Here is a 21,181-nt window from a genome sequence, read left to right on the forward strand (position 1 = left end):
CCGATCACTCGTCGCTTTCGTCGATTTCGAGCGGGGGCTCCCCCACCTCCTCCTCCGGTTCGGGTTCCGCGTCCGTGATCTCGAGTTTCTTGAGACGGGCTTTCATGATGCGGGTGTTCTCGACGGACTCGACCGTGATGCGGACGCCGTCGTAGGTGATCTCCTCGCCCTCCTCGACGAGCCGGCCCGCACGATTGAAGATGAAGCCGGCGATGGTCTCGAACTCCTGGCCCTCGGGGAGATCGATCTCGAGGGACTCGTTGACGTCCTCGATATTGACCTCGCCCCGGACGAGGACGGTGTCGTCGTCGATCTCCTCGATCGGCTGTTCCTCGCCGCCCTCGAGGATCTCGCCGATGATCTCCTCGATCATGTCCTCCATCGTCACCAGCCCCTCGGTAGTCCCGAACTCGTCGATCACAATCGCCATGTGCATCCGGTTTTCGCGCATCTCGGTTAGCAACTCGTCGACGTTCTTCGACTCGGGGACGTGCAGCGTCGGCTGGATGAGATCCGCGAGCTCGAGTTCGTCGTTCGCCGACTCGCCGTAGTTGAGATCGCGGACGAGATCGCGGATGTGGACGACGCCCTGAACGTTATCGAGACTTCCCTCGTAGACCGGGACGCGGGCGTGACCGCTCTGGATGCAGGTTTCGATGGTCTCGTCGATTTCGGCATTTTTCGGAACGGCCGTCATATCCAGCCGCGGGGTCATCACCTCCTTGACGATCGTGTTGTTAAAGCGGAATATCCGCTGGAGCATCTCGTGTTCTTCCTCTTCGAGGACACCCTCGCGCTCGCCTGACTCGATCATCTCCTGGATCTCGTCGCGGGTGACGTACGGCGTCTCGATCGCTCCCGTCGTCGAACCGGTGAGGCGGTTGAGCTGCCGGGTGAGGTAGTCGAAGAGGACGACGAGGGGGAGCATCAACCGCTCGGCAAGTTTCAGCGGTCTGGCGACGCGAATCGACCACGATTCGGTGTTCTCGACGGCGTAGGACTTGGGCGCGCTCTCGCCGAACAGCAAGACAATAGCGGTGATCCCGAGCGTCGCGGCCGTAACGGCCGCCAGCCCGCCGAAATACAGCCCAAGGATGGCCGTTGCGATCGACGACATCGCGATGTTGACGATGTTGTTCCCGACGAGGATCGTCACGAGCAGCCGGTGGGGATCTTCCTTCAGCGCCTTCACGCGCGCTGCGCCGGGGATGCCGTCTTCGGCCATCCCCTCGACGCGGTGTTTCGGGATCGAGAACAGCGCGATTTCGGACGACGAGAAGAACGCGGAGAGACCGACGAGGACGACGAGGGCGAGCGCGCCGAGGATCGTCACCATCGACTGGTCGATCTCGAGACCGACCAGTGGGATCTCGTAGACAGCGAACACGACCTCGAGGGGCGGAGACAACGCCATTGATGTACAGGCTTATAGCCGGATCGGTTAACCGTTTCCCATTTTACGATCGGGGACGGATATCGCCGCCGGCGACGACACGTTTACCCGGCCCTTTCCCCTACATTCGTCTATGAGTGAGACCGCCGAACCACCGATCACGTTCTACCGGCTCCAGGGCTGTCCGTACTGCGAGCGAGTCACCCGGCTGTTGAACGAGTACGACCTCTCGTACCGATCGCGGTTCGTCGAACCGATGCACTCGGAGCGGAACGTCGTCAAACGCGTCGCCGGCGTCCGAACCGTCCCCGTCGTCGTCGACGAGAATACGGGCATCACGATGGCTGAAAGCGCCAACATCGTCGACTACCTCGAGTCGACCTACGGCGAGGGCGACCGCCCCGACGCGGCCGCGACGAGCGCGGGAGGTGACGACTGATGCCCGATTTCGAGGTCGTCGAACTCGGCTCGACGGACCACCCTGAACCGGACGAGACGGCCCCCGACTTCACTCGGCCGCTCGTCACCGACGAGTTCTGGGAGGACCGCACGCTATCGGACCTGGTCGGCGAAACCGACGGTCGGACGATCCTCGTCTTCACGCCGATGACCGGTTCCTTCGTCGCGAAGTACGTCTGGGACGAACTCGCGGAACGCGACTGGGACGAACGCGCGGGCCGGGTCGTCGGCGTCACGACATCGACCCCCTACGGTGTCAAACGCTTCCTCGAGGACAACGACTACCCGTACGCGTTCTTCAGCGACCCCGGGAACGAGGTCGCGGCGTCGTACGGCGTCGACCACGACCTCGACGGCATGACCGGCGTCAGCGAACCGCGAGTCGCCTTCTTCGCCCTCAACGCGGACCGCACCGTCGAGGGCGCGTGGGTCGCCACCGACTGGCCCGAGTTCCCCGACTACGACGACCTCGAGGCGGAACTCGGCCTCGAGTAGCGACCGTCTCGCCCGCGAGTCCCGACAGCTTTTTGCCCGACATCCGCCGATTTCGAACCGAATGAGCGAACTGGACCGCGCGGCCGACGCGATCGATTCGGGGGGACTCGTCGTCTATCCGACCGAGACGGTCTACGGCCTCGCCGCGGACGCGCTCGAGCCCGACGCCGTCGAGCGGGTCTTCGACGCGAAGGGGCGCGATCGGTCGAAGCCGCTCTCCTTTGCGGTCCCGTCGGTCCCGTCGGCGCTCCGGTACGTCCGTGCGACCGACCGGGAGCGGCGGTTCATGGCGACGTTTCTCCCCGGCCCCGTGACGGTCCTCTGTCGGCGACGCGAGGCCGTCCCGGACGAACTCACGGCGGGCCGCGACCGCGTCGGCGTCCGCGTGCCGGATCACGACCTCGCGCTCCGACTCTGCGAGCGGGCCGAGACGCCGATCACCGCGACGAGTGCGAACGTCAGCGGCCGGGCGAGCGCCCGGACACTCGCGGATCTCGATCCCGAGATCCGGGAGGCCGCAGCGGTCGTCCTCGACGGGGGCGAAACCGCTGGCACCGAGAGCACCGTCGTCGACGTCTCGAGCGAGACGATTCACCGCCGGGGTGCGCAGGCCGACGAGATCGACGCGTGGCTCGAGGATTCGTAACGGTTTGAAGTAATACGGAGATCCCTGTATCGCTCAGTCTGATCAACCGTCATGCGGTGGCGCGCGCTGTCGACTGGCCGAGCGTCGCGAGGCGCGAACACAGTGAGCGCCTCGAAACGCGAGCGGTGACCGCAGGGAACCGTGAGCCAGTGAGGCCAGCCGACGATATTGCGCGAGGGATGAGCGAACGAACGTCTGTGAGTGAGCGAATCGGCTGGGGAGGGCGTGGCGATTCCCCGTTGCCACGATAGCAGGATACCCTCTTTTCCTCTCAATCATCCTCGAGCGAAGCGTTCTATTTACGCGCCTATCGAATGGTTCGATTCAAGTCGGCTTCGTCGTTTGAAATTACACTACGTCGCTGTCCGAAATCGCACCTAGCCAAAACCGAGAAGCGACCGCAACGTCCGCGTCTTGACCCCACACTCTGTCGCAAACTCGCAGGACTCGCACTTCGAGCGGTTGTTCGTTCGCCCGGGCGGACCGTCCAACTCGCGAACCGCCCGCAACGCGCTCCGATACTGCGCCTTCCGTCGCGTCGTCAGATCGATCGCACGAATCACGCCGTAGGCCGGATACTCGAGCCAGGCCCGCTCCACCGACACCTGCTGCTCCCAGGCCAGCGCCTTCGCGGCCGCGACGGCGTGGACCGACTGGGACTTCCAGACGCCGGTTTCGGGCGGTTCCCCCGACGAGATCAATGCCGGCTCGAGCGGGTCCGCCAGCACCTTGTGGACGATGCCCCGGCAGTGCCGACCGGTCGCGAACACCGCCCGATCGACGGGCTCACTGAGGCGCTCCCAGTGATCCTTCCCCTCGAGTCGCTCCCGGGTCGCCGCCAGCCGATCGCGGTAGCGAACGGACGGGACGGCGATCGGTTCCTCCGAAAGGGCTCCCGGCGAGGCCTCGAGTAACTCGTCGTACCGAGTGGCGAGCGCTCGAATCGCCTCGACGTCGGGCGGCGGCTCGCGGTCCTCGTCCGGCAGCATCCGCTGATAGTAGCACTTCCGCGGGCAGTAGGCGGCGGTCCGCAGATCGCTGAACGAGATGGGCGTGCGCGTCACGCTCCGTCTGGCCGCTCCTTCTCGTAAAAAGTCTCGTCCGGATGTCGACCGACCGAGCGTTCGCTTCGCTCACGCCGGCCGGTTTCATCGACGGTTTCAGCACTCGACGTTGTCAGAACTCGACTTCGGTCTCCATCCCCTCCGTCGCGTCCTCGAGGCCGTCCTCGCGGAGATCGGAGGCCATGCGCTCGGAGAGATCGGCGTCGGCGAGGACGCTATCGAACTCGTCGCGGTAGCGATCGTTCGCCGCGCGGGACTGGTCTTCCGCTCGAGCGACGCGGCGGTACCGCCGGATCCGGGCCTCGCTCACGTCGTACTCGTCGGCCAGCGTCGCGTCGTCCTCCTCGCGGTCGCGGATCGCCGCGAGGTCGACCTCGTCGGCGTCGTTCTCTCCGATGAGGTGCAGCGATAGTCGCGCCTCGAAGACCTCGTCCGCGTCGACCCCCAGCTCGTCGGCGACGTCGTCGTCGCTCCGGTCGTCGTAGAAGGCTCTGGCGATCGTGATCAACTCGTCGTCCGAGAGCGACGTTTCGAACTCGTAGCGCTCGCGCATCTGCTGGACGACGCTCTCGAGGCGCTCCTCGTCCGATCGCTCGTCTCGCTCGAGCGAACCGCGGGTGTTCTCCTGCGATTCGGTGACGGTTTCCTCGCCGTCGGTGACGTCGGTGAAGATATCCCGGAGTTCCTCGGTTTTATCGTTCATGGGTGGACACTCCAGACGGGAGTCTATTTAAGCCTGTTGCCAGATCACGTTGGGCCGTTGAATCGAACACGGACGACAATTATAAACTTGAAATAGGGTGAAAATTTTCGCAAGACGGCAGCGGGGTTGTCTTCCGGTCCGTGGGGCAAGAATTAAGTTACAGCCCTGCCCGTCAATGGACATGAACACCATCGCACAAACGAGGGAGACGTACTGGGGGATCACCAGCGTCGAGTACGCGGTGTTTTATCTCCTTGCGTTTACCGCCATCGCCGTCCTCACCTACGGCGTCTACCAGCGGTTCAGCCGCTACGCCGAGGGGGACGACGATTCGTTCGCCCGACTGGACGATCTGTCGGATCGAATCGTCAGCAGCGCCAAGATCGTCCTCTCGAACGAGAAGCAGTTCAACAGGGACCTCTACGGCGGACTGATGCACTCGTTTATCATGTGGGGGTTCCTGACGCTGTTCATCGCGACCCTGATCATCATGGTCGATCAGTACGCCTTCCAGAAGATCCTCCACATGACGTTCTGGGAGGGCGACTTCTATCTCGCCTACTCGTTCATCGTCGACGCGATGGGTCTGCTGTTCGTCGTCGGAATCGGAATGGCCATGTACCGACGCTACTGGGTCCGTAACCACCGCCTCTGGGACCGCCACACCTCCACCGAGGACGACATCTTCATCTGGACGCTATTCGCGCTCGGCGTCGGCGGCTTCCTCCTCGAGGGGCTTCGGATTTACAGCGCCGGCATTCCCGACCACGAGATCGTCAGCTTCGTCGGCTACGGGCTGGCACTCGGCTTCAACGGGATCGGCCTCGCCACGCTGGGAGCCGAGCAGGCGGGGCTCAACGGGGCCGGCCTGAACGTCGAGAACCTCCACTGGCTCGCGTGGTGGACCCACTCGCTGATCGCCTTCTTCTTCATCGCGTGGATCCCCTACGCCAAGCCGTTCCACATGCTCTCCTCGTTCGCGAACGTCGTCACGCGCGACGAGAAGGCCGGTCAGCGCCTTCCGAACGTCCCCTCGGATCTCGACGCGACCAACGCGGAATCCATCGACGACTTCACCTGGAAAGAGATTCTGGACCAGGACGCCTGTACCAAGTGCGGCCGCTGTTCCTCCGTCTGTCCGGCGAAGGCCTCCGACCGCCCGCTCGATCCGCGCAACGTCATTCTCGACCTGAAGTCCTATCGGGAGGACCTCGACGCCGGCGGCGAGGAACAACCCATCATCGCCGACGGCGGAACGAGCGTGATCAACGCGGAAACCATGGAGTCCTGCATGGCCTGTATGGCCTGCATGGACGCCTGCCCCGTCGAGATCGAGCACCTCAAGAGCTTCACCCGGCTCAACCGCCAGATGACTGACCAGGGCGACGTCGCCCCAAGCATGCAGGACGTCTTCCAGAACGTCATGCAAAACGGCAACACGTTCGGCGACTCGCCGCGCAACCGGGGCGACTGGGCGGACGAACTCGAGTTCGACGTCACGGACGCCCGCGAGGAGGAAGTCGACTACCTCTGGTACGTCGGCGACTTCCCGAGCTACGACGAGCGCAACAAGCAGGTCGCCCGCTCGCTCGCGACCATCCTCAAGGAAGCGGACGTCAGCTTCGGCATCCTCTTCGACGACGAGAAGTTCGACGGCAACGACATCCGCCGCGTCGGCGAAGAGTTGCTCTACGTCGAACTGGCCGGCCACCACGTCGAGACCTGGGAGGACTGTGAGTTCGACAAAATCGTCTGTACGGACCCCCACTCCTACAACACGTTCAAAAACGAGTATCCCGAGGTCAACTTCGACGAGTTCTCGGACGATCCGATGATGCCCTTCGAGTACGACGAGCAGTGGAACGAGGACGGCGAGATCGAGGTCTATCACTGGACGCAAGCCGTCGAGGAACTCGTCGCGGACGGCAAACTCGACCTCAGCGGTACCGAGCTCGACTACACGGTCACCTACCACGACCCGTGTCACCTCGGCCGATACAACGACGAGTACGAGGCTCCGCGTGAACTGATCAAAGCGACGGGCTGTGAACTCGACGAGATGCCCCGCAACCGCAGCAATTCCTTCTGCTGTGGCGGCGGCGGTGGCGGCCTCTGGATGGACTTCGAAGAGGAGCCCAAACCCAGCGAGGAACGGATCCGGGAAGCGCTCGAGGACACCGACGCCGGCAGCGGCGTCGAGAAGTTCGTCGTCGCCTGCCCGATGTGCATGACGATGTACGAGGACGGCCGCAAGACCGGCGGTTACGAGGACGACATCGAAGTCGTCGATGTCGCCGAACTCATCGTCGAGGCGATCGGAAAGGCGGACGAAGCGCAGGTCGAAGTGGCTGCGGACTGATTAGCTCGTCACCGTTTTCTCCGAACTAACTGGTTCGTACCGTCGTCGGATCAATTCGCTGTACCGCGACGAATACGCCGGTGTCGATGAGAAGGCTCATTCGCCGCAGAGAACCTCGTCGATCTCGTTCTCGGTCGTTTCGACCCCCCAGTCGGAGCTTCCTGATAACCACTCTTCTATTTCGTCATCCGACAGCGGTTCGAAATTGTCGCGAAACGAGTCGACCAGCTCATCTTTCGACTCGTAGGTGCTCGCGATAATTCGATCGAGGAGTTCCTGTTGCGTCACGTTCCGTCCCGTTTCCAGACGAATTTCCGCCTGTAGCTCCTCGAGACGAGATTTCGACGTGTCCGTGACCTTAATCGACGCGCTCATACCCGCTAGTAGAGAGTTCCACTGAGAAAAATATTCCTCCGGGTAGAGCTTGCTACTTCCGAGAGTTAATCGGAACGACCTGCACGTGCTGTCTCGTGCTGTCCGTCCCTCTCGACAGCAACCCCGTCCGCCTTCATCTCACGAACGAACTCGAGGAAGTTGTCGAAGACGAGCTTCGCTTCGCAGGACCGCTGATAGTTCGCATCCGTGATTTCGCCGAGGATCGACTCGAGGCGCTCGTCGGAAAGCTCCTTCCGGTGGACGAGTTCGCGGGCGGTCTTCATATCGTACTCGGGATGGAACTGAACGCCGAAGACCCGGTCCGCGCGGAAGCCGTGGTTGGAGTACTCGTTTTCGGCGAGGGGGTCGGCACCGGGCGGGAGCTCGGCGACCTCGTCGGAGTGGCTGGTGAAGGCGGTAAACGTCTCGTCGATGCCGTCGAACAGCCGCGACTCCGCATCCGCGACCTGCTCGATCTCGCTATAGCCGACCTCGTAGACGCCCATGTCCGCGACGGTGCCGCCGAGAACGTCGGCCAGCAGCTGGTGACCCCAACAGACGCCGAGGAAGGGGACTCCGCGATCGATCGCCTCGCCCACCCACTCTTTGACGGGTGCCATCCACTCGTCGTCCCAGTACACCGACGCTCGAGAGCCGGTTACGACGGCTCCGTCGTAGTCGAAATCGTCCGGTACCGTACCGTCGGTGGCGTCGAACTCCGCCAGGGAGGCGTCGAGTTCGCGCCGAAAGTTCCGCGTCGTGTTCTCGTCCTGATGGGCCGCGTTCAGAACGGCGATTCGGAGCTGACTCATTGGGCACTAGTGGCAACTCGACGGGAATAGGTGTTCCGCCCAGTGCCGACGTTGCCGCGACTGCTGATGGCTCGCTTGTCCCGGGCTCGAGTCCGAGGCGAGGAAACGGAAATCGTGCGCGATCGATGGACGGCATCTCACTGCAGGTAATAGCTCCCGGACGCGTCGCGCCGGAATCGCTCGCCGGAATCGAACCAGCCGTCCGTAAACCGACCGCGGTCACCGCTCTCGTCGTCCTCTCGGCGCTCGGTTTCGGCGGGTTCGTCCCGGTTCTCGTCGTTGGTTCCGGCAGCGTCGACGTAGCCATCGGCGACCATCGCCCCCGAGAGCTGAAGGGTCCCGTCGGCCGCACCCTCGAGAACCGCGCCGTCGCCGTCGACCAATCGGGCACGGCAGTCCGGTACTGGTCGACCGACACCGGATTCGTCGTCGGCACCGGCCGAATCGTCCGCGAACCCCCGACTCAGCGCGGTCGGACACTCGAGGCGGCCGTAAACCCGAGCGACCGGCACGCCGCGGTCCCGGTAGGACCCGACCACGTCGTCACCGACCGGAGCCTCGCAGATCGCTCGCTCGAGCGATCCGACGGCGTCTTCGAAGCCGGATTCGGCCGCGAGGTCGCGGAGGACGGGTTCCCGACCCGGCAACAGCGTTGCTCCCTCCTGTTCGATCGCGGTCACGGCGTCGCCGGGGTCGAACGCTCGATCGAGCAGGAGCGTGCCGCCGGCGTACAGCACCGACAGCGCGACGCGAACGAGGCCGGCCGGAGTCGACAGCGGTGCGGTGAGTGGGACGACGTCGTTCGCAGCGAGTCCCCAGGCCGCGACGCCGGTGGTGCAGTTGTGCTCGATGGAATCGAGCGAGTAGCCGGCGACCGGACGCCCCGTCTCACCGTGGAGGGCGAGCAGCGGGTTTTCCATCGACGGTCGCTCGTCAGCATCGACACCGTCGCGCTCGGTTTCGGACAGTTCCTCGAGCGTCACCGCCTGATCGAACGGGATCGACCGCACCAGATCGCGCTGGGCCGCCTCCGAGACGACCAGATCGGGCTCGAGGACGTCGAACGGGCGCTCGACGGAGGCCGGCGTCAACAGGTGGGAAATCGGCGCGAACGTCGCACCGAGACGCCGACAGGCGAAAAACAGCGCGAGCGCGGCGACCCGGTTTCGCGTGAGGAGACAGACGGTGTCCCCGGGGCCGACGTCCAGGGTCGAGAGACGCTCGGCCGTCCGCATCGCGATAGTCGATAGCTCGCCGTAGGAAACGCGATCCTCGTGAATCGTCTCCGCGGGCGCGTAGAGTCGCTGCTCGGAGATGTCGACGACCGCCGTCCGCTCCGGGAAGTGCTCGGCCCGGCGAGCCAGCGAGAGGGTCACGACGGATGCTCCCACGCTCGAGCACGTAGTAGACAGGGGGTCAGGCGCAAGCACGGAACCGGAAGACGGCCGACGCTCGAGCTGGCGCACCGAACAGACGGTTCGCGCTTCGCTCGAGTCCCCCCGCCGTCCGACCGAGTTACTCGGACTCGTCCGTCTGCGCCTCGAGAAAGCCGAGCAACAGATCGTTGACCGTCCGCGAGCGCTCGACGAAGGCCAGATGGCCGGCCCCCTCGAGTTCCAGAAACTCCCCGCGGGGAAGTCCTCGAGCGAGGTCCCGCCCAGCGGCGGGCGAAACCAGTCCGTCCGCACCGCCGTGAATCACCCGCGTCGGCTGGGTCACCTCGACCAGCCACTCCGTCGCGTCGAAGCGCTCGAGCGCCGCGACCTGGGCGTCCCACCCCTCGCGGTCGGCGTCGCCGTCCGCTCGCCAGTCCGCGATTCCCTCCAGCACGTCGGGCTGGGTCTCGAGGAAGTCCGCGGAGAGTCCCGCCTCGAGCGATTGGCGAAGCGCATCCCGATCGTCCGGCGGCGCGAAGAGCGGCTCGAGGTCGAACTCCGCCCCTCGAGGCGCGGTTCCAAAGAGCGTCAGCGTCGCCACGCGACTCGAAGTCCGGGCCGCCTCGAGCGCGATCGCACCGCCGAGCCCGCAGCCGACGAGGTGCGCGTTGCGGATCTCGCAGTCGGATAGTACCGCCTCGAGGTCGGCGACGAGCGTCTCGAGGGCGTAGGGGCCGTCGGGTCGGTCGGAGCGACCCGTCCCCCGGAGGTCCCAGACGACGGCCTCGTGAGGGCCGGCGACGGCGGCGTGTTGCCAGCCCCAGAGCCAGCCGCCGAGGCCGGCCTCGGGGATGAAGACGACGGAGTCCCCGTCGCCCGCGAAGTCGTAGTGGAGCGAGACGGAGCCGTTCGATGCGGTGGGCATAGGTGGCCCAAACGCGCGAAGGAAGGCGATGGTTTCGATTCTAAGTTCGTTATTCGCGGCGGAAAATCGACTTCAATTTCGATAACAGCCCGCCTTCGTTCTCTCGGGGAGAGTTATTCGTATCGGCTTCAGAACTCTTCTCGAGAGATCCGTCGATCTGGACGTCTGGACTTTTCGAGGACATCGTTTGCTCTTTTCGGCGGCACCGAAGACAGAGATCGTGCTCAGCCGCCGTATAGTTAGAGCACTGCTTACATCGTGTCCGTTCGTCCGTTCCGGCGTTTTCATCCCGGTAGTGTTCTGCCGTCGTTTTTGCCGTTGACGTATTAGAGACATCTCGAAAATCGGGACCGAGCGTATTCGCGTTAGAGAGTGACAGACAGTTGTACTGTTCCGGCAGCCGGTGCGTCGAACAGTAGCTGTATCCGCAGTACGAGCACGAATTTTGCAGACTGGAATCACCGGAACAGTCTGATAGATCGCACTCGCCCATTTGAGGCTACTATAAAAATAGAATATAATGAATCTATGGAAATTCTATAGAACGAGGAAACAGTAAACAGAAGACTGTGCCGTCAGGCGTTCAGGACCTGCCGCAACACGTCCGGCGCGTCCTCGAGCGCGTCGTCTAACGCCTCGACGTTGGGACCGCCGCCCTGTGCGAAGTCCGGCGGGCCGCCGCCGCCGCCGCCGACTCGGCCGGCGAGTTCGCCGACGACCTCGCCCGCGTTGACGCCGACGCCGTCCGGCACGGCGACGACGAACTGGGCACCGCTCTCGCCGCTGCCGAGCACCGCGAGCTTGCCTTCCTCGGCGATGGCAGTCGCGGTCGCGCGCAGTTCGTCCATGTCGGCGTCGATCCGGTCGACGACGGCCGTCGCGTCGCCGACATCGACTTCCTCGCCGCCGCCACCGCCGCCGGCCCGGGCTTCGGCGAGCTGTTCTTTCAGGTCCTCGATCTGCTTACCCCGTCCCTTCCACTCCTCGAAGAACCGTTCGGCGGTCTCGGGCACGTCCGCGGGAGAGACGTCGAGGATCTCGGCGGCCTCGTAGAGCGCGTCCTCTTTTCTCTGGGTCGCCGCGATGGCGGCCTCGCCGGCCGCGAAGGTGATTCGCTCGACGCCGTCTTGGACGCGCTCGGTGTTGAGGATCTTGATCGTCCCGATGTCGCCGGTCCGGGCGACGTGCGTGCCACCGCAGGCCTGGGTGTCCTCGTCGACGTGGATCAGCCGAATCTGCTCGCCCGGCGGGATACCGCCCTGGTAGAGGTCGAAGCCGTACTCGGCCTCCGCGTCGTGGCGATCTGGCCACTCCTGGGAGACCGCGGTGTTGTCCATCACGATCTCGTTGGCGAGGTTCTCGATCCGTTTGACGGTCTCGCGATCGATCCGGTCGTAGTGGCGAACGTCGATCCGCGAGCTCTCGACGCCCTTCTGGGCCCCGGCCTGTCGGATGTGCTCGCCGAGGACCTGCCGTGCGGCGTGGATGACGATGTGGGTCGCGGTGTGGTGTCGCATGAGCTGTCGGCGACGCTCACCGTCGACCTGGCCGTTGACCAGTTCGCCCTTCCCGGGGTCCTCGTCGGCCCGGTGGAGGATGACGCCGTCGACGATCTGGACGTCCTCGATCTCGACGGTAGTGTCGTCGGTCGAAAGCGTTCCCGTGTCCGCGGGCTGACCGCCGCCCTCGGGGTAGAACATCGTCTGATCGAGGACGACGTCGTACCCCTCCTCGCGCTCGAAGACGTCCAGGACGACCGCCTCGAACTGGGTACGGTCCTGGTCGTCGTAGTAGAGTTTCTCCGTCGCGGGGAGGTCCTCGAAGCGCTCGTTTTCGCCCTCCTCGGCGGCCGCGACCGCTTCGGGCGTGTCGTGGCGCTTCGCGACGAGACTGTAGAAGTCGTCCGGAATATCGACGTCTGCGCCCGTTTCCTCGGCGATCTCCGCGACCATGTCCGGCTGGATCCCGTGGGAGTCGTAGAGTTCGATCAGTTCCTCGATCGGGATCGGCTCGCTCTTCTTGGCGTACTCCTCGGCGAGCGTCTCGACCCGGCGACCGCCCCGCTCGAGCGTCTCGCGGTACTTTTCGACCTCGGTGCGAACGATGTCCCGTATCGTGTCGCGGTTCTCGTATGCGAGGCGCTCGGCCTGCATGTCGACGAGTTCGTCCAGCGGCGCGTCGACGCCGACCGTGTCACAGAGCCGTTTGGTTCGCCGGAGCACCATCCGCGCGAGGTAGCCGGTGCCGACGTTCGAGGGAACGATGCCGTCGCCCAGCATGTACGCCAGCGTGCGGCAGTGGTCGGCGATCGCGTAGATGTCCTCGAGGGGCTCCATGAGTTCCTCGAGTTCCGCGGCGTCGACGCCGAGTTCGGCGGCGATCTCGCTGCGGGCGGTCTCCATATCCTCGGCCTCGTCGATATCCATGTGGCCCGCAAGCTTGGCCGTGCGGTGGATCAGTTCCTCCTGCTCGTCGGTGTGCTCGATGCCTGCGTTTTCTTTGAGGAACGCGATCATGTCGGGGTAGACCGCCTCGTAGACCGTCGGCGTGCCCTGAGACACCCAGGTCCAGCGCTCGAGCCCGTAGCCGGTGTCGACGATGTAGGTGTCCATCGGGCTGTAGCGGTTCCCGTCTTTCATCTCGTACTCGCCGTCGGGGTCTTGCTCCATGGACATGAAGACCAGCGTGGCGAGTTCGACGCCGCGGTAGATGACTTCGATAGCCGGCCCGGCATTGCCGCCGCCGACCCACGGGTCCTCGATGTAGATGACCTCCTCGAGATCAACCCCCATCGAGTCGAAGAAGCCGTCGCAGAGCTCGACGGTCTTGTCCTTCCAGTAGACCTCGCCGTGGTAGGCGTACTCGTCCTCCGCGACGTCCTCGCGCGTGTTAAACGCGTGGTGGGCCATCATCTCGAAGGCCATCGTGTGCCGTCCCGTCTTGCCGACGTTGTCGATGTCCTGCATCCGGATACAGGGCTGGGAGACGCAGAGGGGATTCGCCGGCGGCGGCGTCTCGCCGCTCGTCACCAGCGGCTGGAAGTCGTAGATCGACGCCTGTGTCAACAGGACGTCGTCGCGCCAGCGGTTCGCCGCGACCGGGTAGGGACCGATTCGCTCGTGCTCGTTGGCCTCGAAGAAGGAGAGAAAGGCCTCGCGCATCTCCGACAGATCGTACGACTCGTCGAATCCCGAGTTGTCGATGAAGCCGTACTCCTCGCAGGGCGGCTCACCGCAGGTCACCCTGCTCTCGTCGCGCGTCCAGAAGTGAGCGCCACACTCCGGACACTCCTTGCGCTCGAACCCTTCCTCCTCGAAGTACTCGAGGCGATATTCGTCCGCCAGTTCGCTCATTACGCGTCTATTGGCCCTGCAGCGCGTAAAACAGTTCCGCAACCGGTGTCACGACGCGATCAGTCGCGACAGCGGCGACCGGTCTTCGTGCGAACCGGAACCCCCGCAGCACCGCCGTAATCGAGCCGTCCAGCGATACTCCTGCAGCGTTTGTTAAACCACTGTACTCACAATATCATCCGCAGTTCAGATAAGTAATTGATAAGTATCCACTAGTGAAACGTATCGGTAATGGCGAATCTCGAGCGTACTCGAAGGGGTGTTCGGGCGACGCGATCCGATGGGACGGATCGGGCGGGCCCAAATCACCCCGGTAACACACACGGATTCGCAAACGAGGGGGAATACTGACGATGGCGACCAGACGGGCCCTCCTTCGGAAAGCCGGCCTGTCCGCCGTCGGAACGGTCGCCGGTATTACCCTCCTCCCGTCGCCGCCCGACGCGACGGATCCGACGGGAACGGTCGAGGCCGCCGAGCCCCCCGCAGCGGTCGCCGACTGGATCGACGAACCGATCACCGACGAAGACGACGCACCGATCGGTCGCTACCACTACGAGCCGACGAGCGACGGGTTCCGCGCGACCGCTCCGTTCAACGTCGTCGTGCTCCCCGAAGCCGACGGCGAGCGCGGCCTCGAGACCGTCATGTCCGTCCTCGACACCGAAGGGTGGATACGTAGCCCCGAGGAATACACGCGGTTCGCCTGGAATCGGGAGACCGAGTCGTACGTGCGCCAGCAGGCCACGGCCGCCCAGTCCTACTACGGCGTCAACGGTCGCCGCCACGTCCGGTGCTGGTCGTTCGAAGGTGTCGTCTCGATGCAGGCCCACGAGGATTCCGCCGCTCGGCCGACACACGGGGTCCCCTCCTACCAGCGGGGCCGAGACACGATCGAAGCGATCTTCGACGGAGCCGGCTGGCGGGTCTCCCCCGATGCGATCGATCTGGCGAACGCGAAGGAACCCGATCACGACGGGTTCGCGACGGTCATCGCGGAGGACCCATGAGTACCGAGACGGACGACCACCGATCGCTCGAGGTACGGGCGGCCGTTAGTGCTGCCCTCGGGCACCCCCTGCTCGGTCTCGAGCCGCGACGGACGGCGTTCGCGGGGGACTATCTACTGGGACTCATCGCGATGTTTCTCGCCAGCTACGTCGGAACGGGGGTGCCGATCGGCGACGCCCTTCGCACTCCGCTGACGTTGGGGCTGGATACGCTCAGCCTGCTCGTCATCGCGCTGGTGACGGCGACGATTCTGCTCGCGCCGTTGTGCTACGCTGCCTGGAACGGCGGGCCACTGCTGTCGTTCTGTCTCCCCCTCGTCCCGGTCGCCATCGGCGACGCCGTGGCCGGGAGGTACGTGCTCGATCTCGATCTCGCGGTCGCATTGACGGTCGGCGCGAGTGCAGCTGCACTCGCACTCCTCTCCGCCGACGTTCGGCAGGTTGGGTCCGTTCGATTCTGGCGGGCTGACATCGACGAGGATCGGTTGTTGTTCGTCACCGCGATCGCGATCGTCGCCGCCGTCGGCGTCGGCCGGTTCGTCGGCACCGCCCCGTCCTACGTGCTCGAGTGGTACGCGCCGATGGGCCCCGTCTGGCTCGTGACTGCCGCCGTCCTCGGGAGCTACTGGCTGGACTGTGCTCGATCGGCGTGGCACGCCCGTACCGACCGAAGTGCCCGAGAGTCGTAGCAGACGACGGGCGTCCCGGACCGGCAGCAGATCGAATCCGCGAACGGCGTTCGTCAACTCCCGCCCGCAACTCAGTGTTCGATACGCACAACAGAGTTTTATCGGACGGGACAGTCACGCCACACAGACAATTGAACGGCGACGGCATGGCGAATCCGCCAGCAAACCCCCGCCCGCGAACCGTGCTCTACGTGGCCGCCTCGGAGACGGCCGCCAGCGACGGTGCCGTTGCACTCGAGCGGCTCGAGTCCGGCCCGAAACGGTCGGTCCGCGCCGTGACCGGAGTGGACCGGGTTCGCACCTGGTCGCCGGAGTCCGACTGCGTCGTCTTCGCCGAGACGCCGACGACCGCGGCGGGATCGAACCTGCTCGAAGTGGTCGAGGCCTGTGACTCCGCGCCCGTGATCCTCTTTTCCGAGGCGTCCTACGCGCCCGCAGCCGCCCGGTCGACCGACGGCATCGATGGCTACGTCCGCCGCGATACTGACGACGCCGTTTCCCACCTCGCGGACGAAATCGAGTGGGTCTGTGGCGGTGTCGGAACCACCGGAAACGCCGATAAGCGCGAGATCGACGTCGGATCGGACGCCGACCCCGAATCCGAATCCGACGCCGAATCCGAACCCGACGACGACGTGATCGCGATGGCCGGTGTACCCGCCCCACCGAGCCCTCGACCGGCCGACGTACTCCTCGAGTCGATCCCCGAACTGGTCGCCTGTCGCGACCGGGATCGGCTCTTCGAATTGCTCGTCGAAATCGCGGTCGACGCGCTCGAGTACGAGTACTGCTGGCTGTCGACGGTCCGCTTCGGGGACCTCGTCCCACGGACGACCGCGCCGGGAATCTCGGCCGACGCGCTCGAGTCGCTGTCGCGTGCGGGACCGCTCGGGGATGTCCTCCGAACGGGCGAGCCGCTTCGGATCGACGACCTCACGACCGATGATCGGCTGCCGACCCCGCTCGAGGGGGTGGAGTCGCTGTACTGCGTTCCGATCGGCGACGTCGGAATCGTGCACGTGGCCGCCGACGCACCGGCCGCGTTCGCCGAGCTCGACTGCGACGCCCTGGCGGCGTGGGGCCGGATCGCCACGTCGGTTCTCGAACGGCTCGACGCCGACGCGACCGACGCCACGGCGCGAGAGCGCTTGCGTCGGGAACGAGACCGACTGCGGACCGAGCGCGACCAACTCGCAGCCAAAGGCGACGAGCTGGCGGCCGAACGCGACCGCTATCGAACGCTCTTCGCGAACGTTCCGGAGCCGGCCGTCCGGTACGAGATCGTCGACGGAGAGCCCGTCGTCCGGACGGTAAACGACACTTTCGCCGACGTGTTCGGCACCGACCCCGAAACGATCGTCGGCGACCCCGTCGACGAGTCGACCGTTCCACCGGGTCTCGAGCGGCGACGGGCGACGCTCCTCGAGTCGCTGCGGGCGGGCGAGCGGTGCCAGCTCGGCAGCCGGCGCGAGACCGTCGACGGCGTTCGTGAGTTCCTGCTCACGCTGGTCCCCCTCGCCCCGAACGCCGACGGGGACGGACACGGAGACGCGGCCACCGAGGGAAACGAGGACCTCGACCACAACCCCGAGGGATTGATCGTCTACAGCGACGTCACCGAGCACAGCCGTCGCGAACGTGAACTGGCCGCCGCCGAAGCGCGTCTCGAGACGATCGCAGCCCTGATCGACGACGACGTACGACCGCCGCTGAACGTCGCCCGCGGCTACCTCGAGATCGCCGAGGAAACCGGCGACCGGGAGCACTTCGCGGCAGTCGACGACGCACAGGAGCGATTGCGGGAACGCGTCGATCGGCTGGTCGCGATCGCCCGACAGGACGACGTGCTCGTCGAGACCGAACCCGTCGCCGTCCACGACGTGGCGCGGCGGGCCTGGGTCGCCGTCGACACCGGCGACGCGCGGCTCGTCACGCGAGCGGCGAATAATCGCGTCCTCGAGGCCGACAAGGCTCGTTTGCGGGAGCTACTCGAATCCCTGCTGGTGGCCGTCGTCGGCGAGGCGACCGAGAAAGAGCCGATCGTCACCGTCCGCGCGACCGACGACGGCTTCGCCGTCGCTCGCCGCGACTCGGCCGCCGCAGAGACGGATGCCGATCTCGAGGCGGATCCCGTCTCCGACCGGGTGGCCGCGGCGGACGGGACCGGCTTCGGGCTCGGCACCGTCGAACGGATCGCCGACGCCCACGGCTGGGACGTCGGCGTCGCCGAAGCGAACGGTCGCCTCACCGTCTCGTTTCGCGGGGTCGAACCGGCCGACGTGGAGGGAGAGTGAACCCGTTCGGGGTTCGACCAGCGGTACACGGCTCGAACTGGTGTAACTCAGCCGTTCGTTACGGAAGAACTATATCTCACTCCAGATCGACCATCCGGTGTGCGGTGGCGCGCGCTGTCGGCCGACCGAACGAGAGTGAGGGCGGTCGATGACACTGCGCGAGGGATGAGTGAGCGCCGTGAGGTGCGAGCGTTAGCGCGGAACCGGAGGTTCCGCGAACCATACGAACGGCGGCGGAGCCGCCGTGAGTAGAAATCGGCTGGGGAGGGCGTGGCGATTCCCTGTTGCCACGATAGCAGGATGCCTTGTCCCATCCAATTCTCATCAGTACCCAACTGTTCCATTCACACAACTCACCGAGCAGATAGTACGTTCCGCCCGCTGGCACACCCGAAACCACCACGACACCCCATCGGCCCCAGCGACATCACTCACTGTCCGGTCGATTCGCAAACGGACCTCGAGAGAGACACCACGCTCACACGGACTACTCTCCGTCAGTTCCGGCACACCCGAAACCCGCCAGACGGACGTGCCGGCCACACAGCCCCAGCGGCCCGTCTCAGGCCTCGTTCTCGAGGGCCAGCGACGCCAGCATCGCCTCGAGTTGCAGCCGCTCGTTCGCGCCTTCGGTGATCCGGTAGTCGACCTCGCCCAGACGCTCGAGCAGGCGGACCGTCGCCCGCTCCGGAATGTCGAACTCCCAGGCGGAGCGATGGAGCTGATCGATGACGTCGCCGCCGGCGAGCCCGCGCTCGGTCAGCAGGTCCTCGAGGGCGGCGCGGGCGGCGGTGAAGTCGCCGCCGATAGCGTGGTCGACCATCGCCTCGACCTCCTCGGGGCGGGCCGTCGCGGTGATCGCGAAGACGGTCTCCTCGTCGACGGTTTCGCCCATCACTGCGGCGGCCTGCAAGGCGTTAATCGCCTTCCGCATGTCGCCGTCGGCCGCGTAGACCAGCGCGTCGACGCCGTCGTCCGTGACGTCGATATCCTCGTTCGCGGCGATCTCTCGCACCTGCGCCTCGATGGCGTTCGCCGAGAGTTCGGTGAACCGGAAGACCGCACACCGCGACTGGATCGGGTCGATGATCTGGCTCGAGTAGTTACACGAGAGGATGAAGCGCGTGTTGTTCGAGAACTGCTCCATCGTCCGGCGCAGCGCGGACTGGGCGTCGGAGGTCAGGGCGTCGGCCTCGTCGAGGAAGATGATGCGGTGTGAGTAGCCGCCGAACGACGAGCGCGCGAAGTCCTTGATCCGGTCGCGGACGACGTCGATCCCGCGCTGGTCTGAGGCGTTGAGCTCGAGGAAGTTCTCCCGCCAGTCGTCATCGTAGACCTCGCGGGCGATGCTCTTCGCCGCTGTCGTCTTTCCTGTTCCGGCGGGACCTGCGAAAAGAAGGTGGGGGAGATCGTCCTGCTCGACGTAATTTTTGAGTCGCGGAACGATGTCCACGTGGCCCTTGATGTCGTCGAGTCGCTCCGGACGATACTTTTCGATCCAGACTTCGGTCTTGCCGGGGGTGGGCTCCGCCGCCTCGGCGTCGGCCTCGCTCATACCGGTCGAACGGGTGGCCCGAAGATAAAACGCCCGAAGGACGTTCTCGAGGCAGATGACGGTATCCGCCGACGGGAGACGAAACGCGGCGACTCGCTCGGGGCCAGGCGACCCACTCGATCGCGCCGACGCGACCACGAGACCGCCGACCACGGCCGGATTCGAAACCGACACGGTTCTTGACATCAGCGTAACACGTTTTTCTACCCGCTCGTGGAAGAGAGACCCATGAGAGGGAAGAAGAACCGGTCGCAACTCGTCGTTGCGATGCTGGTCGTCCTCGTCGTCTGTGGCACCGTCCCGGCCACGGTCGCGGCCCAGTCCGACGCCCGAACCGGCGGAACGATCGTCGTCGAGGAAGGCGAAACGGTCGATAGCCTCGAGGCCTTCGGCGGAAGCGTCGTCGTCCGCGGCACCGTCACCGGCGACGTCAGCGCCGTCGGGGGCGACGTTCGAATCGAGGAGACGGGCCAGGTCAACGGCGACCTCGAGGCCGCCGGCGGGAGCGTAACCATCGCCGGAACCGTCGACGGCGACGTCGAGGTCGGCGCGGGGAGTTTCACGGTCACCGAGAGCGGAACCGTCGGCGGCACCGTCACGGCCGGGGTCGGGAGCGCGACGATCGACGGCACGCTCGAGAGCGACGCCGAAATCGGAGCCGAGACGATCCGGCTGGGCGAAAGCGCCTCGATCGCGGGCGATCTGCGCTACGACGGTGACCTCGAGGGGAACACCGACGCGGTCGCGGGCGAGATTCGGGAGGACTCCTCGCTCGGGGTCGACGTCGCGCCGACGATTCAGCCGTTCGCGTCGTGGCTGTTCACCGCCTACGCCTTCGCGGTGAATCTACTGCTCGGTGCCATACTGCTCGGGTTGTTCCCGCGGTTCTCCGATACCGTCGCCGATCGCGTCGCGACTGGTCCCCTCCGCTCCGGACTGGTCGGACTGGGTGTGCTCGTGGGAATCCCCGTTCTCCTGATCGCGCTCGCGATCACCGTCGTCGGCATCCCGCTGTCGCTGGTCGGCGGGCTCGTGTTCGCCCTGCTGCTCTGGATCGGTATCATCTACGGCCGCTTCGCCGTGGCCGCCTGGTTCCTCTCGCTGGTCGGCCTCGGCAACCGCTGGCTCGCGCTCGTCGTCGGCTTGCTCGCCGGTGCCCTCCTCTCTCAGCTGCCCATCCCCGTCGTCGGTGAGGTGATCGGGCTGGTCGTCCTCCTGCTCGGTGTGGGCGCGATCGCTCGCGCGCTGTTCAGCAATCGACGGCACGCGCGAGAGCGAGAGCAGCGGGTCGGCTCGGGCCCGAACGAACCGACGACGGACTGACGGTGCGGAGCTCACCAGCGCGCGGAGCGACGCGCTCAAGGTCGCCGCCCCGTAACGCGGCGTATGCACGTCACCGTCGACGTCAAGGGCGAGGACACCTACGAACTCGAACTCGAGGCGGTGACAGGAGCTGCGGATGCCGACGCTGACGCCGCTGGTGGTCCCGACGCGACGCCGACCTACGCGGACCTGCTCCGCGCGATCGACCTGAGTCCCCACGAGGTGAGCGTCCTCGTCGACGGTCGCCCGGTCCCCGAGGATCAACCGGTCGAGAGCGCCCACGTGACGGTGTTACGGCTCATTAAGGGCGGGTAACACAAGTGACGCTCACGACTGCTCAAGCGTCGCGA

18 protein-coding genes are annotated in these 21,181 nt (G+C 65.4%); 9 read left to right on the forward strand and 9 right to left on the reverse strand.

From position 1 onward, the window contains the following. Positions 1-4 precede the first annotated feature (4 nt). Positions 5-1,414 (reverse strand): hemolysin family protein, encoded by a 1,410-nt coding sequence (locus tag LDH74_RS16720; protein ID WP_226039828.1) that lies wholly within the window; start codon positions 1,412-1,414, stop codon positions 5-7. A 112-nt stretch (positions 1,415-1,526) separates the two neighbouring features. On the opposite strand from LDH74_RS16720, the gene LDH74_RS16725 reads away from it, so the two are divergent. From LDH74_RS16725 to LDH74_RS16735, 3 genes are all read left to right on the forward strand, one after another. Then, positions 1,527-1,832, forward strand: a complete 306-nt coding sequence (locus tag LDH74_RS16725) for a glutathione S-transferase N-terminal domain-containing protein (RefSeq protein ID WP_226039829.1) — start codon at positions 1,527-1,529, stop codon at positions 1,830-1,832. Beyond that, the gene (locus LDH74_RS16730; RefSeq protein WP_226039830.1) at positions 1,832-2,347 is read left to right on the forward strand and encodes a redoxin domain-containing protein; all 516 of its coding nucleotides are present in this window, start codon (positions 1,832-1,834) and stop codon (positions 2,345-2,347) included. Before LDH74_RS16725 ends, LDH74_RS16730 begins: the two co-directional genes overlap by 1 nt. A gap of 61 nt (positions 2,348-2,408) precedes the next feature. After that, positions 2,409-2,993: an L-threonylcarbamoyladenylate synthase gene (locus tag LDH74_RS16735; protein WP_226039831.1), complete on the forward strand. Its 585-nt coding sequence runs from the start codon at positions 2,409-2,411 to the stop codon at positions 2,991-2,993. A gap of 377 nt (positions 2,994-3,370) precedes the next feature. On the opposite strand, the gene LDH74_RS16740 is transcribed toward LDH74_RS16735, so the two are convergent. Then, positions 3,371-4,057 carry a hypothetical protein gene (locus LDH74_RS16740; RefSeq protein WP_226039832.1) on the reverse strand — a complete coding sequence of 229 codons (687 nt, stop codon included), beginning with the start codon at positions 4,055-4,057 and terminating at the stop codon, positions 3,371-3,373. A 112-nt stretch (positions 4,058-4,169) separates the two neighbouring features. Beyond that, positions 4,170-4,760, reverse strand: a complete 591-nt coding sequence (locus LDH74_RS16745; RefSeq protein WP_226039833.1) for a conditioned medium-induced protein 4 — start codon at positions 4,758-4,760, stop codon at positions 4,170-4,172. A gap of 181 nt (positions 4,761-4,941) precedes the next feature. Between LDH74_RS16745 and LDH74_RS16750 the strand changes: the two genes are divergently transcribed. Then, the gene (locus LDH74_RS16750) at positions 4,942-7,119 is read left to right on the forward strand and encodes a (Fe-S)-binding protein (protein WP_226039834.1); all 2,178 of its coding nucleotides are present in this window, start codon (positions 4,942-4,944) and stop codon (positions 7,117-7,119) included. A 96-nt stretch (positions 7,120-7,215) separates the two neighbouring features. On the opposite strand, the gene LDH74_RS16755 is transcribed toward LDH74_RS16750, so the two are convergent. The 5 genes from LDH74_RS16755 to alaS form a co-directional block, all read right to left on the reverse strand. Beyond that, the gene (locus LDH74_RS16755) at positions 7,216-7,494 is read right to left on the reverse strand and encodes a hypothetical protein (protein ID WP_226039835.1); all 279 of its coding nucleotides are present in this window, start codon (positions 7,492-7,494) and stop codon (positions 7,216-7,218) included. A 65-nt stretch (positions 7,495-7,559) separates the two neighbouring features. Next, a complete protein-coding gene (locus LDH74_RS16760) occupies positions 7,560-8,306 on the reverse strand; it encodes a type 1 glutamine amidotransferase (RefSeq protein WP_226039836.1) in 747 nt (248 codons plus the stop codon). A 137-nt stretch (positions 8,307-8,443) separates the two neighbouring features. Further along, complete coding sequence (locus LDH74_RS16765; protein WP_226039837.1) at positions 8,444-9,697, reverse strand: class I adenylate-forming enzyme family protein; 1,254 nt, start codon at positions 9,695-9,697, stop codon at positions 8,444-8,446. A 124-nt stretch (positions 9,698-9,821) separates the two neighbouring features. Beyond that, the gene (locus tag LDH74_RS16770; RefSeq protein ID WP_226039838.1) at positions 9,822-10,607 is read right to left on the reverse strand and encodes an alpha/beta hydrolase; all 786 of its coding nucleotides are present in this window, start codon (positions 10,605-10,607) and stop codon (positions 9,822-9,824) included. Between the two features lie 575 nt (positions 10,608-11,182). After that, entirely contained in the window at positions 11,183-13,960 is a 2,778-nt protein-coding gene (gene alaS / locus LDH74_RS16780; RefSeq protein WP_226039840.1) for an alanine--tRNA ligase, read from the reverse strand. A 353-nt stretch (positions 13,961-14,313) separates the two neighbouring features. On the opposite strand from alaS, the gene LDH74_RS16785 reads away from it, so the two are divergent. From LDH74_RS16785 to LDH74_RS16795, 3 genes are all read left to right on the forward strand, one after another. After that, positions 14,314-14,970: a hypothetical protein gene (locus tag LDH74_RS16785; protein WP_226039841.1), complete on the forward strand. Its 657-nt coding sequence runs from the start codon at positions 14,314-14,316 to the stop codon at positions 14,968-14,970. Beyond that, entirely contained in the window at positions 14,967-15,659 is a 693-nt protein-coding gene (locus LDH74_RS16790) for a hypothetical protein (protein ID WP_226039842.1), read from the forward strand. The genes LDH74_RS16785 and LDH74_RS16790 overlap by 4 nt, the downstream gene beginning before the upstream one ends. Positions 15,660-15,805: 146 nt before the next feature. Continuing rightward, complete coding sequence (locus LDH74_RS16795) at positions 15,806-17,953, forward strand: GAF domain-containing protein (RefSeq protein WP_226039843.1); 2,148 nt, start codon at positions 15,806-15,808, stop codon at positions 17,951-17,953. Between the two features lie 562 nt (positions 17,954-18,515). On the opposite strand, the gene LDH74_RS16800 is transcribed toward LDH74_RS16795, so the two are convergent. Beyond that, complete coding sequence (locus tag LDH74_RS16800) at positions 18,516-19,508, reverse strand: replication factor C small subunit (RefSeq protein ID WP_226042548.1); 993 nt, start codon at positions 19,506-19,508, stop codon at positions 18,516-18,518. Positions 19,509-19,736: 228 nt separating this feature from the next. Between LDH74_RS16800 and LDH74_RS16805 the strand changes: the two genes are divergently transcribed. Further along, positions 19,737-20,831 carry a polymer-forming cytoskeletal protein gene (locus tag LDH74_RS16805; protein ID WP_226039844.1) on the forward strand — a complete coding sequence of 365 codons (1,095 nt, stop codon included), beginning with the start codon at positions 19,737-19,739 and terminating at the stop codon, positions 20,829-20,831. Between the two features lie 63 nt (positions 20,832-20,894). Beyond that, positions 20,895-21,146, forward strand: coding sequence for a ubiquitin-like small modifier protein 2 (locus tag LDH74_RS16810; RefSeq protein WP_226039845.1), 252 nt, complete (start codon positions 20,895-20,897; stop codon positions 21,144-21,146). Positions 21,147-21,181: the final 35 nt, after the last annotated feature.

The sequence above is a fragment of the Natrinema sp. DC36 genome, from assembly GCF_020405225.1.
GTDB lineage: Archaea > Halobacteriota > Halobacteria > Halobacteriales > Natrialbaceae > Natrinema.